This is a genomic window from Psychrobacter sp. NPDC078409 (genome assembly GCF_050268505.1).
Taxonomy (GTDB): domain Bacteria; phylum Pseudomonadota; class Gammaproteobacteria; order Pseudomonadales; family Moraxellaceae; genus Psychrobacter.
Window position 1 is genome coordinate 572,652 of sequence record NZ_JBNNGW010000001.1, and the last position, 22,505, is coordinate 595,156.

Below are 22,505 nucleotides of genomic sequence, written 5' to 3' on the forward strand. Positions count from 1 at the left end.
TTATGGAAAAATACTTATGGACCAGTCTGCGCAAATGAAGCTAACCGCCCCAACGCTTAGTGTTACTGATTTTAACCTACCATCACTCCATTTACTGCATGATGAGGTTATAGCAACGCTTAAAGATACTGAAATTCATCTAGGTGAGTTCAATGATGATAGTAGTCAGGCACCTTTGTTGTCAGACTCTATCGAAGTATTAAAGCAGCTGTCTTGTATTTTCAAACTCATTTCTTTGGTCGGTGCAGAGGCTCTGAATGATGCCATTGTTGGTGGTTTACAGAGACTTTATGACAATGGTGATAATAACGATACTGATTTGATCATGGATCTATCAGAAGCCATCATGACCTTGGATCGTTATGTTGAGTTTGTCCTATTGACTGAATCGGTAGAGCCTACTCTACTCATACCTGTCATCAACAAGCTTAATGCACATAGTCAAGAAGCTCCTATTACAGCAGACTATTTTGCAGCTTTTGGTAGCAGTAGTGTCATCATCGCTAATCCTGAACAAAACTTTGAATCTCTAAGCACACTCAATCTAGACACAGAGCTGCTGACCAACGCTTATCGTAGTGGCCTTGCGGTTGCACTACTCAATCAAGATGGCAAAATTGACTCAGCAGATCAGCAAAAGCTTGATGCTATGAGTGCAGCTTGTGCATTAATTGCCTCAAATACTGATAGCTTATTTTGGCAAGCGGCGACTGCTGCCGTGACTGATATCGCAGCAGTATTACCATTAAATCTGAGTCAAAAACACACACTTATTTATTTAGAGCAGCAATTTCAAAGCTATTTGCCAGTAATGGATACCCGTTTTGCAGATTTAGTGAGCTTTGCCTGTCAACGTGATAACGAGCAAGCGCAGCAATTACGTGAACAGTATGCAAGCAATCATTTAGAAGGTGCTCAGTTAGAACAAATGAAGCGCTTTTTATTCGGTCCTAACCGCGAACTTACTGATACGTTAAACACAATTATTCAAAATCAGATCAATAACATTAAAGAACACGTCGATAGCTATGCACGTGGCGATTCAATCAACCCTGTTGACATGCAGACAGCGCAGATTATTAAAGAGCTGACTGAACTGAGTTCGGCATTGCGTTTATTAGGTCTGTCCAACGCGGCCAATAGTCTTAGCGAAGCAGCAGAAGCTGTGAGCCATTGGCAAGCACCTTCTCCTGAAGATTTCGATCATTTGCTACTAGCGCTAATGCATGCAGAGAACGCCACCATTGCTATGGCAGAGATGCATACACCAGGGGCAATCTATCTACCACTGAATAACCCGCATATCTCATTGCATCAGCTTAATACGGCCAATGATACCTTGATACAAGAAAGCCGAACTGCGATTGCTAGTGCTGAGCAAGCCATCAATGATTATTTGGCGGAGCCTGAGCGCGACATGCTTAACATCCAAAATATACCTGGGATGATGCGTCAAGTAGCAGGCGCGGTACGTTTCTTACAGTTGGCCACACCTGCCAGCATGCTGAGTCAGCTAGCCAACTACATTGAAAAGCGTATCGAAGGCGGACGACGTATCGAAGACAGTACGTTAGCCTGCATCGCTGATGTTATCATGGCGGTTGATCATCACTTAGATGGTTTTGAGAATAATCGTCCTGTCAGCAAGCAAGCGCTTGATGTTGGTCAACAGAGCTTAAGCCATCTACTGGCTGCTTAACTTTTCTTATTATCATGTCATGGTCATCATCTCTTAGCCATGACATCTCATTTACGTATAGATAATTCAAGATAATGTAGGTACAAGTCAGGCATGTGAAAGCGCTACAGTCATTAGGTTAAACTAGCCTAGTCATTAGGCTGAACCAGCCTGACAACATATCTGGATATCTGGTTTACATAGAATTGATGATATTTTACTCTAAAACAGTCTGTGTCTACGTCGATGCGGACTTACTTTATAATGTTTGGAATTTTATATGGCCCATGCTTTTGTATTAAGTGATGACAGTATCTTATGCCGTCAAATGCCAGATGGTTGGTGGCCTTTGCAAGTTCAGCTATCGCCCGATAGTAATGACTCAAATGAGCAAGCTTATCAAGTTGGTCATGTAACGCTGCATGAGAGCCTAGCACCAAATCATTGGATATCAGACGATAACAATAGCACTGGCAACCATGCAGATAATACGGTTGATGCCAATATGGCTCATAGCTTTACTGCTCAAGCTACGAGCGCCATGACTTATGACTATGCAGTTGCTCATAACGTAACGCTACCAATTATTGCTGAAAGCAGTGGCAACACTTTTGTTCCTTATCGAAAACTGATGACTCATTTGCCAGTCGCCTTGTCAGATCAGATTAGCCAAGCGATACAGCTATTAAGCTGGCAAGCAGATACACAGTTTTGTAGTCGCTGTGCTAGCCCTACTGTAAATGCTGACCAAGGCGAACGTGCCATGGTTTGTCCAGTATGTCGGTTGCGCCAGTATCCCCGCGTACAACCATGCGTCATTACTGCTATTACTCGTCCAAATCCAGCGACGGGTGAGATGCAAATTTTACTGGCTCACCATCATCGTCATGGACAGCAAAACCTACCGCCAATGTATGGTTTGATCGCAGGGTTTGTAGAAGTTGGAGAGAGTCTGGAGCATGCCGTAGTACGTGAAGTCGCAGAAGAGGTCAATATCAGCGTATCAGATATCCGCTATGTCAGTAGTCAGCCATGGCCATTCCCCTCTAATTTGATGCTTGGTTTTCGTGCATCGTATGCCAGTGGCGATATTATCTTGCAAGAAGATGAGCTAGCACATGCTAATTTCTTTGATCTCTCAAACCTGCCCAGAATTCCACCAAAGGGTAGTATCGCTCGTGATTTGATTGATAAAGTGGCTAAAGAACAAAATATAGATTTATAATCAGTACTTATCTATAAACACCACATTACGCTATAGTGTTGTATTTTCAATCTCATCTCTTTAAAATCGCTGCTCCTGTGATAAGCGTTTTACTTTAAACTTTATTTTTTAATAAGTAACACGTTAACCTGAGCAGTAAAACGCTGACAGAGCAGATGCTCTTATAGACACTGTTTTACAAAGACCGCTTTCTCCACCTTTTATCTCTATTTATACTAATACCTATTCTTACGACTGGTATTAAGGTCCTTAATTAAATGCAAAGTAGCACCAATATACGCTTAGTTAATCTACCTATCTTATTCGATGCATTACACATTGATACCTTGCCCGCTGACATACAAGCAAAAATTGCACGTGTGGATGCTTGTTTGCCACAGACGCAATGCGGACTATGTGAGCATCCAGATGGTTGCCTACCATATGCCGCTGCGATTGTATTAGATGGCGAGCCGTATAACAAATGTGTGCCTGGTGGTCAGCCTGTCACCAATGCGATTGCTCAGACTCTCGATATAGATACTCCTGACACTACGCTGACGGCAGTGCCTTCACAGTGGCCAATAGATGCCACCTCTGAACGTCCGACCGAGGTTCGTGCGGTTATCCGTGAAGATGACTGTATCGGCTGCACCAAATGCATTCCTGCTTGTCCAGTCGATGCTATCGTTGGTACTGGCAAGCATATGCATACGATTTTTACAGATTTGTGCACGGGCTGCGAGCTCTGTATCGCGCCCTGCCCTGTTGATTGCATTGACTTAGTTGCGATTGAGCGAGAAATATCTGAGCCTGAGCGAATAGCAGAGCAAGAGGATTTGAGACAACGCTACCATACCCATTTGAAACGTGTCACAGAACAGCTTGCCGATACGAGCAATAGTAGACCTGTCGTTAGTATGGTAGAGGCTAAGCTCAATAATGCAGCAAGCCAGTCTCTAAACATCAGTGAATCGCAAGCGAAAAACACCATTGCAGCTGCCAAGCTCCGTACCAAAATCAAAAAACTGGAAAAGCAACTGAGTGTTCGTGCAAACGACAAGAAACAAGCAGAGCTCGAATCCTTACAAGCCGAGCTTGAATCATTACAAGTAGCGCTATAACAGTAATAGCAGCTTGCGCCGTTAATGCGTTAATAAAATGCGTTAATAAATTGATACTTTAATCATTAACATGAATGCTAGCGCTAGCATATAATTTGGCACCACCATTCATCAAAATAATAGTCAAAATCCCATGAGTAAAACGGTCAAACATAAAACAGCTGACACGCCGCCCTCTAGACGAATGCCCAATCGTGACGTGCGTCCGTTCTTTGAAAAGCTGGCAGCGACTATTGATGAACCTGTCACCGAACTCAATTATGACAGTAATTTTGAGTTACTTATCGCGGTAATTTTGTCCGCACAAGCGACTGATGTCAGTGTCAATATTGCTACCAAGCAATTGTACCCAATAGCTAACACGCCTGAAGCAATACTGGCACTAGGCGAAGACGGTCTAAAATCCTATATCAAAAACATTGGTTTATATAATGCCAAAGCAAAAAACGTCATCAAAACCTGCCATGATTTGATTGAGAAATTTGATAGCACCGTTCCTGATAATCGCAAAGACTTAGAATCACTGGCAGGTGTCGGCCGTAAAACTGCCAACGTTGTATTAAATACTGCTTTTGGCCAGCCTACCATGGCCGTTGACACGCATATCTTTCGTGTGGGCAATCGTACTGGGCTTGCCACTGGCAAAACCGTACTCATCGTCGAAAAAAAGCTGGTCGAGCGCATCCCAGAAGACTTCATCGTAGACGCTCATCATTATCTTATCTTACACGGCCGCTATACTTGCCAGGCACGTACACCCAAATGTGGCGCTTGCCCTGTTTATGAAGAATGTATGTTCAAAGATAAAGCTGCATTTTTAGAGTTGTAACGTATTGTTTATTTTAAGCAGATGCTGCTGCTAGCTAATCACTCAGCCAGATAAACCGCTATCCAGTAACCACCTTTGATTGCAGTGAACTGCTTGATGAGCATTTCTTATAGTAGAGCAAGTGTTGCTCACTAGAGTTTTATAACGTTTCAAGGTAGAATAACCCTATTTTGCGTTAAGAGATTTTGGCCATTACCCTGCTTCTGATAAGGCAATCTGCACATTAGCGTTGTCTATTAGGGCAAGTACTGACCCAACTCGTTACCGCCAAGACCATATTAGAGCGAGGCAGTATCATTTTATATATTGATTGAATGATAGTCCGCTCACCCTTTGGTCATATTTATCAGCAAAGATTTTAGTCAAAACCGATTTTAAATTGAGAAATACCGATTATCTGCCGCGTAAATGCGTGGTCAAAATTAATTAGAGCAGCACCCAGATGTACTGCTTTTCCTACCCTTATTGATTCAATTAAGCGATCCCATTATGCGTGAATACAACTTATTTACCTCAGAATCTGTGAGCGAAGGCCATCCTGACAAAATGGCTGACCAAATATCAGACGCTATCCTTGACGCTATCTTACGTGAAGATCTACACGCACGTGTGGCATGCGAAACCTTAGTAAAAACAGGCGCAGTCATACTTGCAGGTGAAATTACTACAACCGCAAATATCGATTTAGAGCGTCTGGTCCGTGACACCGTAAATGGCATCGGCTATCACCATTCAGACCTAGGCTTTGATGGCGAGACTTGTGCAGTCATCAACATGTTAGGCAAACAATCTCCTGAAATCGCGCAAGGTGTCGATCGTAGCGACCCTGAAGAGCAAGGTGCAGGCGACCAAGGCTTAATGTTTGGTTATGCCAGTAATGAAACCGAAGTATTGATGCCAGCACCTATCGAGTATGCCCATCGTTTGATGGAGCGTCAGTCGGAGCTGCGCCGTGCAGGCGAGCTGCCATGGTTGCGTCCAGATGCCAAAGCGCAGGTGACCTTGAAGTATGACGGCAATCGTCCTGTTGCCATCGATGCTGTTGTATTATCAACACAGCATGATCCAAGCATCTCGCAGTCAGACCTACAAGAAGCCGTGATGGAATCTATCATCAAGCAAGTGCTACCAGCTGACTTATTGCACGCTGGCACACGCTATCATATCAACCCAACTGGTAAGTTCGTGATTGGTGGTCCTGTCGGTGATGCTGGTTTAACTGGTCGTAAAATTATTGTTGATACTTACGGCGGCATGGCACGTCATGGTGGCGGTGCGTTCAGTGGTAAAGATCCTTCAAAAGTGGATCGCAGTGCTGCTTACGCGGTACGTTATGTGGCCAAAAACATCGTAGCAGCAGGTCTTGCTGAGCGCTGTGAAGTACAGGTCAGCTATGCGATTGGTGTCGCTGAACCTACTTCTATTTCTGTCAATACCTTTGGTACTAGCAAAATCAGTAACGATGAGATCATTCGCTTGATTCGTACTCACTTTGACCTACGTCCTTACGGCATTACCCGTATGTTGAATTTACTACAACCAATGTATCAGCAGACTGCTACCTTTGGACACTTTGGTCGTCCAGGTTCAGAGACTGCCTTTACGTGGGAAAAAACAGACAAAGCTGATATCTTAAAAGCAGACGCTGGTTTATAAGAGTCACTATTTTAAAACGTTTACCAACCATTTTTATATACTAAAAACTACTGACACTTATTATTAGGAGTTGCTTATGTCTCAAGACAATATTCAAGACCAAAACGCTGATGCTAACATCGAAATTACCCCTGAAATGCAGGCATTCTATCAACGTGCTGACGCTATCATCGGTATTGCCAACAGTCAGCTAGGCCCTGAAGCACATTCAGGTCAAGTAGGTGCTTCTTTATTGTATGCTGCAGCACGCTATAGCGCGTCAGTTGCCTCTATCGGTTTTGTCAAAGGTGATGATTTCGCCAAAGAAAAAGACGATATCGTCGAGTTTTATGTCAAACAGTATCGCCAAATGCTGAGCGACAATTTGACTGATTATGCTCAAAACTTTGACAAATACGTGCAGCTAAACCAAGACGATAAACCAGCTGAATAAGCGAATGTTGTCAGTCTAGATGTCTTTAATTTAGACATACTGTCGTAAAATCAGTATTCGATTGCAGAAAATAAAACCCCAGGCTTAACTAAGCTTGGGGTTTTTTGTATGGTGTTTAAGTAGATAGCTACTGACAAATGAGCTACCATAAACGACTAAGTATTTATAATCAGTAGACAAATTCATCAGTGATAACAGGACGCTATCGAATATTATTAATAAGGACATTTCTTATGAAACAAACTATATCTACTCGTCGATTTTCCACAATTAATCAATCTTCGTTCAAACCATCATCACTTATATTGATATTAGTTCTAGCTTTAACTGGCTGTAGCTCTATGTCTGATGTAGGCACGTCTGGTCAAACACCTACCTCATCCAGTCCTGATATCAGTCAACAATTTGAAGGTAATCTTACTCAATGCCCACCCGCTAACCCTGCCAATAATATCTGTACGGCACAATATGAACCCGTCTGTGTAAAAACGAAAGTTGGATCAATTGTTATCTACCGAACGGCTAGCAATGCTTGCTCAGCCTGTAATATTCCTGAAGCCATTGGTTATACAAAAGGCGAATGCAATTAATCTATAAAGCGATTATATCGAGATCTGCTGTGCTGAAAGCTGCTGTATTGGAAGACTTTCTATTAAAAATATTGAACATCCATAAAAATACCCAGCTTATGACAAGCTGGGTATTTTTGTAGCTGAGAAATAAACTCTAAATCTTAAGCATCTTTCTCAAGTGCTGGTGGGCCTTTTAGCAACTCTTCATCACGGAACTCATTGGCCGAGTTATGCTCTGCTGACTCTTCTGTGGTGAACCATTGCTGATTACGATACAGTATCAAGCGATCTCGACTGAGACCACGCAATAGAGAATACATCATCACGACGATCACAATAGCAAAAGGAAAACCTGAGACAATTGATGCCGCTTGTAATGCACTTAAGCCGCCTGCTGCCAATAATACAGCAGCGATAACACCTTCAGAACCAGCCCAAAATAAGCGCTGAATCTTTGGTGGATTGGTATCACCACCTGATGTCAGCATATCGATGACAAAACTGGCTGAATCTGATGAGGTGACAAACCACAGGACAATCATCACCACGATGAGCAAGTTGACCGCACCTGTTAATGGATAAGACTCCATCAATTTAAAGATAGCGCTACCTGTATCGGCTTTGACTGCTTCGATCAGACCTGGGCTAACTATGTTAGGGTCTGCTGCTGCCACCAGCTCCATATTTACCGCAGAACCACCAAAAGCAGTAAACCACAGAAACAATATCGTGATAGGAATTAATAATACGCCTAATATAAACTCACGGATGGTACGACCACGAGAGATACGTGCAACGAATACCCCAACGAATGGTGACCAGCTAATCCACCATGCCCAATAGAAAATCGTCCAAGAGGCTTGCCAATTTTCTTCGCCTCTATAAGACTCTGTCCATAGACCTAACGGCACGATTTGATGCAAATAGTTGCCGATGTTTTCTACGAAGCTATTAAAAATAAACTGCGTAGGCCCAAAGATAATCACAAAACTTAGCAATATCACAGTGAACAATATATTGGTATCACTTAGACGCTTGATGCCTTTATCCAATCCCATAAACAGAGATAACCCTGCTAGCATGGTGATAAGGCCAATCAAAATAATCTGCACCGTAATATTATTGGGTATACCAAATAACGTCTCAAGGCCTGAGTTAATCTGTAAGACGCCAAGACCTAACGTGGTCACTACCCCAAACATCGTACCAAATACGGCAAGCGTATCTACCGTATGCCCCCAACCGCCGTAGATCTTTTTACCCAATATTGGATAAAGTGTCGAACGGATAGCCAGTGGTAAACCTACTCGATAATGAAAATATGCGAGCGATAGCGCAACCATGCCATATAGCGCCCATACATGTAGACCATAATGTAGGAACGAGATATTCATCGCTTGCTTGGCAGCGGCAACTGTCTCCGCCTCGCCTAATGGTGGTGCCATGAAGTGATACAACGGCTCAGCGGTGCCCCAATAAAGCAGCCCAATACCGATACCTGCTGAAAACAGCATACCAATCCAAGAAACCATATTGTACTCTGGTCTCTCATTCTGATGACCGAGTCTGATATCGCCGTAGCGGCTAAATATCATATAAATACTCATGACCAATGTTAAATTGACCACGACAATAAAGAACCAGCCAAAGCGTAAAGAGACAAATGCTTTTGCTTGGTTAAATACTACTTCTGCTTGTTCGTTAAATAAAGCGCCAAAAATAATGAACGCCAGTATCAAGATTGCTGAAGTCAAAAATACAGGTTTACTTACCCGCGGAAAAGGGCCTAATCGGCCAACTTTTACATGATCCATAGGTATATCCCCAAAAAAGTGCGTAACCATACCAAGGTATGAACGAATTATCAAATATAACACCTTGTAAATACTGCCGAATGTATAAAAATCGTAGTAACATTTCGGTAATAATTTTCAACAATACGAATTTATCCTGAATAAATTTAAGTATCTTTACCCAATAAAAAAGCCCCAACTTAAAAATAAATTGGGGCTTCTTCTATCAAAAGCTTGAGTAGCTATCTTACTTTTACCTACTTTTAGTCACCTTTAACAATCTTAGGTGGCCCTTTTAGTAGGTGCTCGTCAGCAAATTCATCTGCCGAGTTATGATCTGCTGATTCTTCAGTAATATAATGCTGCTGTGCTCTATATAGTATCAGTCGATCGCGGCTCAAACCACGCAGTAGCGCATACATCATGGCAAATATAACCAAGGCAAATGGCAATCCTGCTACGATAGCGGCTGCTTGTAACGCGCTCAATCCACCAGCAGCTAACAAAACAGCAGCAATAACGCCTTCAGTGCTTGCCCAAAATAAACGTTGAATCTTTGGCGGATTAGTATCACCACCTGCGGTCAGCATATCAATGACAAAACTTGCTGAATCTGATGAGGTCACAAACCACAATACAATCATAATCACAATCATAAATGTGATGGGTTGCGCCAATGGATAGTACTCAACCAATTTAAAAATGGCACTACCAAAATCTGTTTGTACCGCCTTAACCAGTCCAGGACTAACCAACGCTGGATCAATAGCAGCGAGCAGCTCCATATGGATAGCAACGCCGCCGAAAGTTGAAAACCAAAAGAACAATATGGTCATAGGGATAAGCAATACCCCAAGTACGAACTCTCTAATCGTACGACCACGGCTGATACGAGCAATAAACACGCCGACAAATGGTGCCCAACTTACCCACCATGCCCAATAAAATATCGTCCATGCTGACTGCCAGTTTGCCTCACCTTCATAAGACTCACCCCACAGACCTAATGGCACAACCACTGAAAGATAGTTGCCGATATTTTCTAGGAAGCTATCAAAAATGAAAAGCGTCGGCCCTAAGACGACCATAAAACCAAGCAAAATAGCCGTTAGACCAATGTTCACATCGCTTAGACGCTTGATACCCTTATCCAAACCCATCATGACAGAACAGGCGGCTAAAGCAGTAACAAAAGCAATCAGAGCGATTTGTATTGTAAGGTTATTAGGAATACCAAATAATTTCTCAAGCCCTGAATTAATTTGCATAACCCCAAGACCAAGTGACGTCACCACACCAAACATCGTACCGAATACGGCTAAGATATCAACGGCATGACCCCACGAGCCATATATTTTTTTACCCAATATAGGATAAAGGGTTGAGCGAATCGATAGTGGCAAGCCACGGCGAAAATGGAAATAGGCTAAAGATAGCGCTACAATCGCGTACAATGCCCAAGCATGTAAGCCCCAATGTAAAAAGGTAATATTCATCGCCTGCTTGGCGGCTTCTATCGTTTCCTTTTCACCAAGTGGCGGTGCCATAAAATGATATAAGGGCTCTGCTGTACCCCAGTAGACAAGTCCAATACCAATACCAGCAGAGAACAGCATGCCGATCCACGAGAATAGACTGTACTGTGGTGTCTCAGTTTGAGCACCAAGGCGAATATCGCCATAACGGCTCATAGACAAATAAACACAAAGTCCTAAGGCCACATTAACGAGAATAATGAAAAACCAACCAAATTTATCGGTAATAAAGCCTTGTAAAAAACTGAACAACGTACCGGCAGATTCAGTAAAAAAAACACCAAGAACAATAAATGTAATAATCAGTAATGCTGAAGTTAAAAAAACAGGTTTACTTACCCGCGGGAAAGGGCCTAACCTGCCAACTTTTACATGATCCATAGGTATATCCCCAAAAAAGAGCGTAACCATACCAAGGTATGAACGAATCACTAAATATAACACCATGTAAATACTGCCGAATGTATAGAAATCGTAGTAACATTGCAGCAATAATATTTCAACAATCTGAATTTTCCCTGAATAAATTCAAATATCTTTACCCAATAAAGAAGCCCCAATTTAAAAATAAATTGGGGCTTCTTCTATCAAAAGCTTAAGTAGCTGTCTTAATGCTATCTACTTCTTAGTCACCTTTAACAATCTTAGGTGGCCCTTTTAACAGATGCTCATCGACGAACTCATTCGCTGAGTTATGGTCTGCTGATTCATCTGTAATAAAGCCTTGCTGCGCTCTGTATAGAATCAGACGATCACGACTCAAACCACGAAGTAGCGCATACATCATGACAAAGACTACTAGGGCAAACGGTAGTCCTGCTACGATCGCTGCCGCCTGTAGAGCAGACAGTCCACCAGCCGCTAGCAAGATAGCCGCGATAACACCTTCTGTCGTCGCCCAAAATAAGCGTTGGATTTTCGGTGGGTTGGTATCGCCACCAGCAGTCAACATATCGATGACAAAGCTAGCAGAATCTGACGAGGTCACAAACCATAGCATAATCATAACGACAATCAGTAGCGTAATCGGTTTTGCCAATGGGTAGTATTCAACCAGTTTAAAGATGGCGCTACCAGAATCCGCTTGTACTGCTTCTACCAATCCTGGGCTAACACCTGACACAGCAGAAGCAAGCTCCATATGAACAGCAACGCCGCCAAAGGTGGTAAACCAAAAGAACAAAATCAGCATGGGAATCAGTAGTACACCAAGCGTAAACTCACGAATAGTACGGCCACGAGAGATACGAGCGATAAAGATACCAACGAATGGTGCCCAGCTAACCCACCATGCCCAATAAAATATCGTCCAACTACTTTGCCAATCTGTACCGCTATAAGACTCACCCCATGTACCTAGAGGTACAATCACAGTCAGATAGTTGCCGATGTTTTCGATAAAACTATCAAAGATAAATAGCGTTGGTCCTAAGATGACCATAAACGCTAATAAGACGATAGTGAAACCAATATTGATATCACTTAAACGCTTAATACCTTTATCCAAACCCATCAAGACTGAAGCTGCCGCTAGCGCTGTGATGAAAGCGATCAAGCCAAACTGTACGGTAAGACTGTTAGGCGTACCAAACAGCTTTTCGAGTCCAGAGTTGATCTGCATAACCCCAAGTCCAAGCGAGGTAACCACACCAAACATCGTACCAAACACAGCTAAGATATCGACCGTGTGTCCCCAACGACCATAGATCTTTTTACCAAGTAAAGGATACAAAGTAGATCGAATCGATAATGGTAGCCCGCGACGGAAATGGAAGTACGCTAAAGATAGCGCTACAATCGTATAAATCGCCCAAGCGTGTAGACCCCAATGCATAAATGAGATATTCATCGCTTGCTTGGCGGCTTCTACTGTCTCTGCATCGCCCATTGGTGGTGCCATAAAGTGATACAGCGGCTCTGCTGTACCCCAATAAACCAGACCAATACCAATACCTGCAGAGAAGAGCATGCCAATCCAAGAGAACAGATTGTACTGCGGTCGTTCTGTTTGGTTACCTAGTCGAATGTCACCATAGCGACTCATTGCCAAGTAGATACAAAGCGCGAGCGCGGTATTAACTAGAATAATGAATAGCCAACCAAACTTATCGGTAATAAAATTTTGTAAAAAACTAAAAACAGCCCCTGCTGTTTCGGTGAAAAACGCACCGAAAATAATAAAGCCAATAATCAGCAGTGATGATGTAATAAACACAGGTTTACTTACCCGCGGAAAAGGTCCTAATCTGCCTACTTTTACTTCTTCCATGTGCAAGTCTCAAATTTCAAGGAACGTTACCTTAACAAAATAGGTCTTAACTATCAATCTATTACAAAATAAAACTTGATAAAACTATTAATTTACTCTAAAAGAATTGAATAGTTTTATTAAAATAATTAAATATATAGGCAGGTAAATACGTCCTTAATTCGATGCTGTTTCGATGTTTTTTCAATATTGTTTCGATGTTATTTGGGCAATAATCTGAGTAATTGTGCATCATTACCGTCTTCAAGTGTCCACACTTGCCCGTCTACTGCTAGCACACTGCGTACACGCTCACCCATGTCATAGCGGTAACGCTCAGCCGCGGTATTGTCTTCACTTATGCCCACTACGACAAGCGCTTTAGATGACAAGCCACTGATAAGCGCATTGCCCTGCCAGCTAGGAAAGTCATTGTGAGTACCAGCCGCATAAATGCTCACAGCAGATGGTGATATGACAGGTGTCCAAGTAATTTTGGGTGCCGCAAACTCTGGCTTTGTGTCATGGTCAGGAATATCTAAACCTGAATAATTGCGTCCATTGGATACCACTGGCCAGCCATAGTTGTTACCCTTCTCAATAATATTAAATTCATCGCCGCCTTTTGGTCCCATTTCGTGCGCCCAAAGCTGTCCACTATCGTCAAATGCCATACCAAGCACATTGCGATGTCCGATGGTCCAAAACTGTTTGGTTAACTCATTATCAGTAAACGGATTGTCTGTCGGGGTGTTACCATCAGGACTCAACCGTATTATCTTACCCAAATTACCATTCATGTCTTGTGCTGGGTCTTTGTCTTGACGCTCGCCTGAGCTGATATATAGATAGCGGCCGTCGGGCGAAAACAGCAGGCGATGACTATAATGTCCTTGCCCCGTAACTTTCGGAGTCTGTTGCCAGATGGGCGTGATATCTTGCAACGTAGGTGTGGCTGTCTCTAATCCTGAGAGTGTCGCCTTGATTACTTTAGCGCCAAATTTATTACTATCATTTCCTGTTCCTGCTTCCGCATAACTAAGATAGATGGTATTGGACGTCGCAAAATCCGGAGCCACGATGATATCTCCTAAGCCGCCTTGACCACCGTAAGCGACTGTAGGAACGCCTTCAATTTTGGTCTTATTGCCAGTCGCTGTACCTACGATAAATAGCTCACCTGTTTTTTGTGTCACCAGTAATTTTGGCGCTTTGCTATCTGCAATAGGTAACGCTGTCATAGCCCAGGGCTCATCAAAGGTAGCGATTGCTTTAGTGGTAAAGTCAGGCTTGCTAGTCTCTGTTTGTGTGGTGGTTTGAGCATCGTTATCTGAACTGGAAACTTCCTTAGACTCTGTTGCAGTGCTTTTATTATTACTAGGACTTACTGTAGAAGGGTTAGAGCATGCGGCAGTGCTAAATAGCAATGCTGCAATAATTAGCGGCGAGGCTAAAGGTATATTTATACGTTCAATATGGGCTGTCATCGTTCTGTTTCTCCGTTCAGTTGATACTGATACTATTAGTCTTTGATTTAGTTATAGCATAGTCCTGAGACTTAAGAGATATTGAAATGGTAAAAAAACAGTAACGTAAAACGCGCCTTATAAATAAAAACCCCTTACCTACGATTGTAGATAAGGGGTTTATTTTAAGCGTACAGTTGGGTTATAAAGACGTCAAAGCCAATACGATTAGCTCATTCTAAGCTTATCAAAAGTTAGCTTGTCATCGACACCTACATCGACTTTGATAATATCACCAGCGACAAAATCACCTGCCAATAGCTTCAATGACAATGGGTTTTCGATCTCTTGTTGAATGGCACGCTTTAAAGGACGGGCACCATAAACAGGGTCATAACCTACAGCAACCAATTTATTCATCGCATCTGCTGACAGCTCAATATCCATCTCACGCTCTTGGATACGCTGACGCAAGCGATCCAATTGAATATCTGCAATACCTGCCATCTGCGACATACCAAGCGGATGGAAGACTACGATTTCGTCAATACGGTTGACGAACTCTGGACGGAAATGCTGCCCAACAGAATCCATTACTTCCGCTTTGATATCCTCGTAGCTTTCGCCAACCATTTCTTGAATCTTATGCGAACCCAAGTTACTGGTCATGATAATCACAGTATTCTTGAAATCAACGACACGACCTTGTGAGTCGGTTAGACGACCATCGTCCAATACTTGCAGCAAGATGTTGAACACATCAGGATGCGCCTTCTCTACTTCATCGAACAATATGACGCTATACGGCTTACGACGTACCGCTTCAGTCAACGTACCGCCTTCTTCATAGCCAACATACCCTGGAGGTGCCCCGACGAGACGGCTGACACTGTGTTTTTCCATATATTCACTCATGTCGATACGTACAATCGCATCTTCAGAGTCAAACAAGAAGTTTGCTAGTGATTTGGTCAGCTCGGTCTTACCAACACCAGTAGGTCCTAAGAATAAAAACGAACCAGAAGGACGATTGGGATCAGATAAGCCTGCACGGCTACGACGTACCGCATTGGCCACCGATTCGACCGCTTCGTTTTGACCGATGACACGCTCATGGAGCTTTTCTTCCATTGCGATCATCTTATCACGCTCGCCTTGCATCATTTTGCTGACTGGAATACCAGTCGCGGCCGCAACCACTTCGGCGATTTCATTGTCTGTCACCTTATTACGCAGCAATTTCACACCGCTACCTTCACCTGTCTGCTCTTTTTGCTCAGCCAAGTCAGACTCATGAATACGTCGTTCTAACTGCGGAATGGTTTCGTATTGCAGCTTACTCATGGTCTCATAATCGCCTTCACGGCTAGCTTTGTCATACGCAATACGTGCTTTATCTAGCTCGTCTTTTAGCTGTTGACTGCCTTTGACCAGTGCTTTCTCTGCCTGCCAAACCTCATTGAGATCAGCATATTCTTTTTCTAATTCTGCTATTTGTGCATCGAGCACTTTACGCTCGGCTTGCGCGCCAGCGTCTTCTTCATTTTTGAGCACTTCACGCTGCATTTTTAGCTGAATCAAGCGACTATCGAGCTTACCTAATGATTCAGGTTTACTGTCCATCTCCATGCGCAGACGACTGGCCGCTTCATCAATTAAATCAATCGCCTTATCTGGTAACTTACGATCAGTGATGTAGCGATGACTCATACGCGCAGCAGCGATAATAGCACTGTCTTGAATATCGACACCATGATGCAGCTCGTAACGCTCTTTTAGACCCCGTAATATCGCAATGGTGTCTTCGACCGTTGGTTCATCGACCAGTACTTTCTGGAAACGACGCTCAAGTGCGGCATCTTTTTCGATGTATTTACGGTACTCATCCAGCGTCGTCGCTCCGACACAATGCAGTTCACCGCGTGCCAATGCAGGTTTTAGCATATTGCCTGCATCCATCGCACCTTCAGATTTACCCGCACCAACCATGGTGTGCAGCTCATCTATGAACAATATAACGTTGCCTTCTTGTTTGGCCAAATCACTCAATACGCTTTTGAGACGCTCTTCAAACTCACCGCGGAATTTCGCCCCTGCAATCAGTGCGCCTAAGTCTAACGACAGCACTTCTTTACGGCGCAGACCTTCTGGCACGTCACCATTGATGATTTTTTGCGCCAAGCCTTCAACGATAGCCGTCTTACCAACGCCCGGCTCGCCGATGAGTACAGGGTTGTTTTTGGTACGGCGTGATAGCACCTGAATGGTACGGCGAATCTCTTCATCACGGCCAATGACTGGATCTAGCTTGCCAAGCTCCGCTTGTTCAGTCAGGTTGATCGTATATTTGTTGAGTGCATCACGCTGACCTTCTGCGTTTTGGTTATTCACCGTATCATCGCCACGCAGCTGCTCAATTACAGCTTTTAACTTGCTTGCCGTTACGCCGGCACTTTCAAATATCTTTTTGGTTTCGCCCTGCTCAGCAAGTGCCAATATGACCCATTCCGTCGCAATAAAATCATCGCCTTCTTTTTGCGCCTGACGATCTGCCAAGTTCAAGATTTTGACCGAATTTGGGTTTAGATTGACGTCACCTGTCGGCTCCGAAATCGTTGCTTGATTATCCAATGCTTTAGCAACGCCATTTTTTAGCGCTGGAATAGAAGCACCTGCTTGTTGGCAGATGGATAAATTAGATTCATCTTGTAGCAACACGGCAAGCAAATGCACAGGATCGATACCTGTATGATCGCGACCTAACGCTAGGCTCTGTGCTTCTTGAATGGCGGACTGCAATTTTTGAGTAAACTTCTCAAATCTCATGTCTATATCCTTTTATAATTGGTATTCTCAGTAGCACCTCTAAGGGTTATCTTAGTCTAGTGCCTACTGTTATCTGTCACTTATATAAGGTATATATACACCTATTTCAAGACGATCACCAAATAAAACCTTACTTAAAACAATGATATTAATTATTAATAATATTTAAATCACCTATTAATATCAATTAAAGGTAGTTAGTAGATAAGTTACGCCATTTTATTGATGTAAGTTAAAGAGAAGTCTCTGTTGAATACGGTAATAAGCAATGCACTTATTGAGCATAGACCCAATCATAATACGACTATGCTACTCCACGATTTCGATAAAAGTACCAAGTATCACCGCTGCCATAATTTCATCCATCTCATCATTGGCAACAGCGATACAGCCATCTGTCCAATCACGTCGTTGATTAAACAATGCCAAATACCCAAAGCCGTTCATTTGCCCGTGAATCATGATATTACCGCCTGCACTGACTCCTAGTTTTTTAGCATATGCTTTGTCAGCAGTATTGGGATAGCTGATATGAATAGAACGATGGGCAATGGAATTTTCATTCTTATAATCTAATGTATAGACCCCAACGGGCGTACGCTGGTCGCCTTCTTGTTGCTTGTGACCTGATGGACTGTCCCCTAGCGCAATACGATACGACTTAATGGCTTTACCATCGCTCATCAGTTTTAAGATACGGTCTGATTTATCGACGAAGACTCGATCAATCACTATAGAAGGAGGAATGGGATTCTTGGGTTTTGAGGTGCTTTTGACATAAGCAATAGCGCTGGTGCTGACAATGGCAGCAAGACTAAGAACAATAGTAATAGGCAGCCAAGGCATACGCTGCTCATTTGATGGGTAAGATTTTTTATAAAAAAATAGCATAGGCTTTGATTCCCATAATTAATTTTTTGTCATTAATCATATGTATCAAAGTACTATGCCAGATTCTGTAGATACGTTTTGTGCTAAAGTGATGAATCACTCACGAGACTGTTACACCATGCGAATCGCACCATCTAAGCGAATAACTTCACCATTTAGATAAGCATTATCGATGATATGAGTCACCAATTTGGCAAACTCATTGGGATCGCCCAAACGTTTAGGATATGGCACGCCTGCTTCTAACTGTTCGCGTGCCTTTTCAGGAATACTGTCCATCATCGGCGTAGCAAAGACACCTGGTGCGATAGTCATCACGCGGATGCCATGACGTGCCAGCTCGCGAGCAAGTGGCAAGGTCAGACCAACCACGCCTGCCTTGGACGAAGAATAGCTGGCTTGACCTACTTGACCGTCAAAGGCGGCGATAGAGGCTGTATTAATAATAACACCTTGATCTACATTCTTCTCTACATGGTCGCCTGCATTGCTATCATTCGCTATGCGCTTGGCAATGCTAGCAGCGACCAAACGAGCGACGTTAAATGAACCGACCAGATTGATATTGACCCCGCGGCTAAATGCCTCAAGGTCTGCCGGATTGTTATCACGATCTAGCAGTTTTTGTACCACTACGATACCAGCACAGTTGATTGAACCTTGTAGGCCGCCAAAAGCTGATTCTGCCATTTCAACCGCTGATTGCACTTCATCACCGTTAGTAATATCACAGCGCACAAAACGTGCGCCATCACCCAACTCAGCGACCAATGCTTGCCCAGCAGATTCATTTAAATCAGCGATGACGACGTTGCCACCTTGACCCACAATCGCCCGAGCCACTGACTCTCCCAAACCTGATGCACCACCTGTAACCAAAAAGCTGCTTTCTTTAACTTGCATGATTATTCCTTTAAATTTTTGCTTCTTATTAGATATTTTTCTACTGAATTTATGAATGCTTTACCAAATTATTTATGCAGCAGACAGACTACGCAGCAAAAAGCGTTGAATCTTACCACTCGGCGTTTTTGGTAATTCTGTCACAAACTCGACCTCACGCGGATACGCATGAGTGGATAGCCGTTTGCGTACCAGCTCTTGGATTTCTTTGGCGATTTGCTCACTGCCTTCGATACCATCTTTTAGTACCACATAAGACTTAATAGTGTGACCGCGCACTTCGTCTGGCACGCCTACTGCCGCAGACTCTGCCACTGCGTCATGCTCTAACACAGTGTTTTCGACATCAGTAGGCCCTACGCGATAACCTGCGGTAATAATGATGTCATCATCACGGCCTGAGAACCAGTAGCTGCCGTCACTATGACGCTCAACCACGTCGCCTGTCAGATAGTAGTCATCTACAAAGGCTTGTTTTTCATTCCAGCTATAGCCACGGAAATAAAACGCAGGTGACTGACTGACCACGACTGCTAGCTGCCCTTGCTCACCATCCGGCAGTACATTCATATCATCATCTAGTACAACTAGCGTATGACCTGGGAGCGCCATACCCATCGAGCCAACAGGACAGTCATGCGCCAGTGCATGATGTGCACAGCAAGTCATGCCAGTCTCTGTTTGGCCATATTGGTCTTTGACTTGGCACGCCAAATAGGTTTCAACCCAGTTGACCACTTCTGTATTCAATGTCTCGCCTGCCGAGTTGGCACAGCGTAAAGACAGCTTAGTATTAGTATCGTTATGAGCGCCTTCATTAACACTATCAAATACGCCGCTAGATTTCATCATTCGAAATGCCGTCGGTGAAGAGGCCAAATTGGTAATCTTGTGACGCACCATAAACTCACGCGTATTATTCGCATCAAATCCTGCTTCATTAAAATAAGTGGTGATACCCAGTAGCAGCGGCCCTGTGATGGCATAGTACAAGCCATACGCCCAGCCTGGATCTGCCATGTTCCAGTACTGATCATCTTCGCGTAGGTCGATGGCATAACGCATATATAAATAGAAAGCAGGTAACGCAGCCAATGGAACGCTGACGCCTTTTGATTTACCAACCGTACCTGAGGTAAACATTTGCAAGAATGGCGCGTCCGTATCAAGCATCATAGGTTCAAACGTTTGCAGCTGTGCTGCCATAGACTGGCTATAATGATCGTCACCCCATGTCTGAGCATCTTTTATACTGCCGACCAATACCATTTTGGTTTGCTCAGCCAAATCTTCAAACTTGCTGCGATTTTCTAGGTTAGTAAAAACGACTTTGGTATCGGCTTTGTCCATCCGATATTTGATTGAATCATAGCCAAAAGCAGTAAATAGCGGCTGATATACCGCGCCGATGCGCCACGTCGCCAATACAACAGTAAGAAGCTCTGGCGTGCGCGGTAGCATGGTCGCTACCTTGTCGCCCGCTTGTACCCCATACGACTGTAATAAGTTAGCAATTTGTGCACTCGCTTTGTCAAGCTCACCAAAAGTCATGCGCGTTACATTGCCTGTCGTGTCTTCGTGTACTAACGCAGTATTGTCAGCCCGACCGTCACGTACATGACGACCACAGCAAGCCATATAAGCATTTAGTCGATCATCCACATGCTCGCCAAATATTTCTGACAGCAGTGTATTCATATCAAAATTATTATAGTAATCGGTATAGTTTTTTGGTGTGACGGTAGTATCTGTATCAATATTCGTAGGAGTTTGAGAGACGGTGTTCATAAGCTAATCCTTTAGCAATAGCAGGTAACTGGCAAAATGGTATTTATGATTGAAAAAACGGTCACATCCTATAGACCGTTTCATAGGTTCGTATTTATCATGCTCTATTAGTAACGCATTTTTACGTTTATTTCAATACATAACGTATCATTTTTATTTTATAGAAGTAGAGATAATCTATAACTAATTATCATTAGTTCACCATAAATCTGCAAAGACACCTACAATAGCCAAAGTACTGCCACATATTTTCAATTTCCTATTAAAGAATTAACACCTCAATATTATTATCTACAACCTCACACTTAAACATCAGCTCTTAAAAACCCTAATAATGCTTTTTCTTCACAGCTTTGGTATTTTTTGGTTCGACCACGGCGCGCTTGTTTGTAAGCCTCAAAAAATTGCCCTGCCAAAAAACGCTCAATGACAATGGGATGAATATAAGAGGCACGGCATACGGTCGGCGTGTTGCCTAGCTCTGCTGCCACACTTTCTACCATATCAGTGACTAATTGCTGTCGCTCAGCGCTTTCTGGCGCACTGGCTAGTATGTTAGCGCCTGCCGTCGTTTGTAGTTCGTCATAAAGGTAGCTTGCTGCGAGTACACTTGCCATCCATGTACGAAAATCCTTTGCGCTATATAGCTTGCTTTCACAGTCCATACCGCACGTATGCATGCGTAAGTAGTCATTGATATCGCTACTGTCGACGACTTGTTTGTGCCCATTGTCATCTAGATATTTGAATATCTGATAGCCAGGTAATTCAGAACACGCTTGTACGATGTCAATCAAGCGCTCGTCTTGTAGCTCAATATGATGCTCTTTTGCACTTTTGCCGACGAAATCAAACGCCAGTCCATTGTCGGTTTCACTGACATGCTTGCTGCGTAGCGTACTCAGACCATAGCTTTTATTTTGCTTGGCGTAGCGGCTATTACCAATACGAATCAATGTTGTTTCTAGCAATTTAACGACGGCAGCAAGCACATTGGTGCGTGACAACGACTCTGCTTCCAAATCTATCTCCACCTGCGCGCGTAGATTGGGCAATGCCTCTGCAAACCCTATCATCGCATCAAACTTTGCTTGGTCACGGATGTTGTTCCATGACGGATGATACAAGTACTGTTTGCGAGATTTTTCGTCTCGCCCTGTTGATTGCAGATGACCTCTTTCATCTTGACATATCCAGACCTCTGACCACATGGGCGGTATCACCAATGCATCAAAACGCTGACGCAATGCTTTGTCTTTGACCGTGTTGCCCGTTGCATCACGATAAGTAAAGCCGCGACCCCAACGTCTACGCTCGTAGCCTGGCTCATCGTCACTCACATAACGCAAATTAGCACGGCGTGCGAGATGCTCGTAATCATGACGCACATCTTTGGTCATTGTCTGCTGGCTAGTCTGTAATTTTGCCTTTGTCATAAACCTGTATACCTTTGAGAATTCATGGTTTTAGCATAATTAATGACGGTAGTTTTTGCTGTTTATTTGGCACAGACAAAGTGTAATGCTGTGTAAAAGTAAGCGAATGGCAGGGTTCTCAAC

General features: G+C 43.4%; 16 protein-coding genes. 7 read left to right on the forward strand and 9 right to left on the reverse strand.

Features of this window, described 5'->3' with window-relative positions; all coding sequences use genetic code 11:
• Positions 1 to 16: 16 nt before the first annotated feature.
• The 7 genes from ACQKC9_RS02070 (at position 17) to ACQKC9_RS02100 (ending at position 7,514) form a co-directional block, all read left to right on the forward strand.
• Positions 17 to 1,699 carry a hypothetical protein gene (locus ACQKC9_RS02070; RefSeq protein ID WP_427620319.1) on the forward strand — a complete coding sequence of 561 codons (1,683 nt, stop codon included), beginning with the start codon at positions 17 to 19 and terminating at the stop codon, positions 1,697 to 1,699.
• A gap of 259 nt (positions 1,700 to 1,958) precedes the next feature.
• Complete coding sequence (gene nudC, locus ACQKC9_RS02075) at positions 1,959 to 2,903, forward strand: NAD(+) diphosphatase (RefSeq protein WP_427620320.1); 945 nt, start codon at positions 1,959 to 1,961, stop codon at positions 2,901 to 2,903.
• Positions 2,904 to 3,160: 257 nt separating this feature from the next.
• Positions 3,161 to 4,006, forward strand: a complete 846-nt coding sequence (locus ACQKC9_RS02080; RefSeq protein WP_427620321.1) for an RnfABCDGE type electron transport complex subunit B — start codon at positions 3,161 to 3,163, stop codon at positions 4,004 to 4,006.
• Positions 4,007 to 4,139: 133 nt separating this feature from the next.
• On the forward strand, positions 4,140 to 4,835 hold the full coding sequence (gene nth / locus ACQKC9_RS02085; RefSeq protein WP_427620322.1) for an endonuclease III: 696 nt from the start codon (positions 4,140 to 4,142) through the stop codon (positions 4,833 to 4,835).
• Positions 4,836 to 5,324: 489 nt separating this feature from the next.
• Entirely contained in the window at positions 5,325 to 6,491 is a 1,167-nt protein-coding gene (metK, locus tag ACQKC9_RS02090) for a methionine adenosyltransferase (protein ID WP_057760687.1), read from the forward strand.
• A gap of 76 nt (positions 6,492 to 6,567) precedes the next feature.
• Entirely contained in the window at positions 6,568 to 6,924 is a 357-nt protein-coding gene (locus ACQKC9_RS02095) for a DUF3144 domain-containing protein (RefSeq protein WP_102078350.1), read from the forward strand.
• Between the two features lie 233 nt (positions 6,925 to 7,157).
• Positions 7,158 to 7,514: a hypothetical protein gene (locus ACQKC9_RS02100; RefSeq protein WP_427620323.1), complete on the forward strand. Its 357-nt coding sequence runs from the start codon at positions 7,158 to 7,160 to the stop codon at positions 7,512 to 7,514.
• A 143-nt stretch (positions 7,515 to 7,657) separates the two neighbouring features.
• Here the strand turns inward: ACQKC9_RS02100 and ACQKC9_RS02105 are convergent, their stop codons facing one another.
• The 9 genes from ACQKC9_RS02105 to ACQKC9_RS02145 form a co-directional block, all read right to left on the reverse strand.
• On the reverse strand, positions 7,658 to 9,310 hold the full coding sequence (locus ACQKC9_RS02105) for a BCCT family transporter (protein ID WP_057760694.1): 1,653 nt from the start codon (positions 9,308 to 9,310) through the stop codon (positions 7,658 to 7,660).
• A gap of 242 nt (positions 9,311 to 9,552) precedes the next feature.
• On the reverse strand, positions 9,553 to 11,205 hold the full coding sequence (locus ACQKC9_RS02110) for a BCCT family transporter (protein ID WP_427620324.1): 1,653 nt from the start codon (positions 11,203 to 11,205) through the stop codon (positions 9,553 to 9,555).
• 244 nt (positions 11,206 to 11,449) lie between these two features.
• A complete protein-coding gene (locus tag ACQKC9_RS02115; protein WP_427611520.1) occupies positions 11,450 to 13,093 on the reverse strand; it encodes a BCCT family transporter in 1,644 nt (547 codons plus the stop codon).
• 200 nt (positions 13,094 to 13,293) lie between these two features.
• Complete coding sequence (locus tag ACQKC9_RS02120; protein ID WP_427620325.1) at positions 13,294 to 14,559, reverse strand: PQQ-dependent sugar dehydrogenase; 1,266 nt, start codon at positions 14,557 to 14,559, stop codon at positions 13,294 to 13,296.
• A gap of 207 nt (positions 14,560 to 14,766) precedes the next feature.
• Positions 14,767 to 17,364 (reverse strand): ATP-dependent chaperone ClpB, encoded by a 2,598-nt coding sequence (clpB, locus tag ACQKC9_RS02125; protein WP_427620326.1) that lies wholly within the window; start codon positions 17,362 to 17,364, stop codon positions 14,767 to 14,769.
• A gap of 309 nt (positions 17,365 to 17,673) precedes the next feature.
• Positions 17,674 to 18,255 carry a L,D-transpeptidase family protein gene (locus ACQKC9_RS02130; RefSeq protein ID WP_427620327.1) on the reverse strand — a complete coding sequence of 194 codons (582 nt, stop codon included), beginning with the start codon at positions 18,253 to 18,255 and terminating at the stop codon, positions 17,674 to 17,676.
• Positions 18,256 to 18,366: 111 nt separating this feature from the next.
• Positions 18,367 to 19,158, reverse strand: a complete 792-nt coding sequence (locus ACQKC9_RS02135; RefSeq protein WP_427620328.1) for an SDR family NAD(P)-dependent oxidoreductase — start codon at positions 19,156 to 19,158, stop codon at positions 18,367 to 18,369.
• 72 nt (positions 19,159 to 19,230) lie between these two features.
• A complete protein-coding gene (locus ACQKC9_RS02140; RefSeq protein ID WP_427620329.1) occupies positions 19,231 to 20,946 on the reverse strand; it encodes an AMP-binding protein in 1,716 nt (571 codons plus the stop codon).
• A gap of 305 nt (positions 20,947 to 21,251) precedes the next feature.
• Positions 21,252 to 22,382, reverse strand: a complete 1,131-nt coding sequence (locus tag ACQKC9_RS02145; RefSeq protein ID WP_427620330.1) for a DNA topoisomerase IB — start codon at positions 22,380 to 22,382, stop codon at positions 21,252 to 21,254.
• Positions 22,383 to 22,505: the final 123 nt, after the last annotated feature.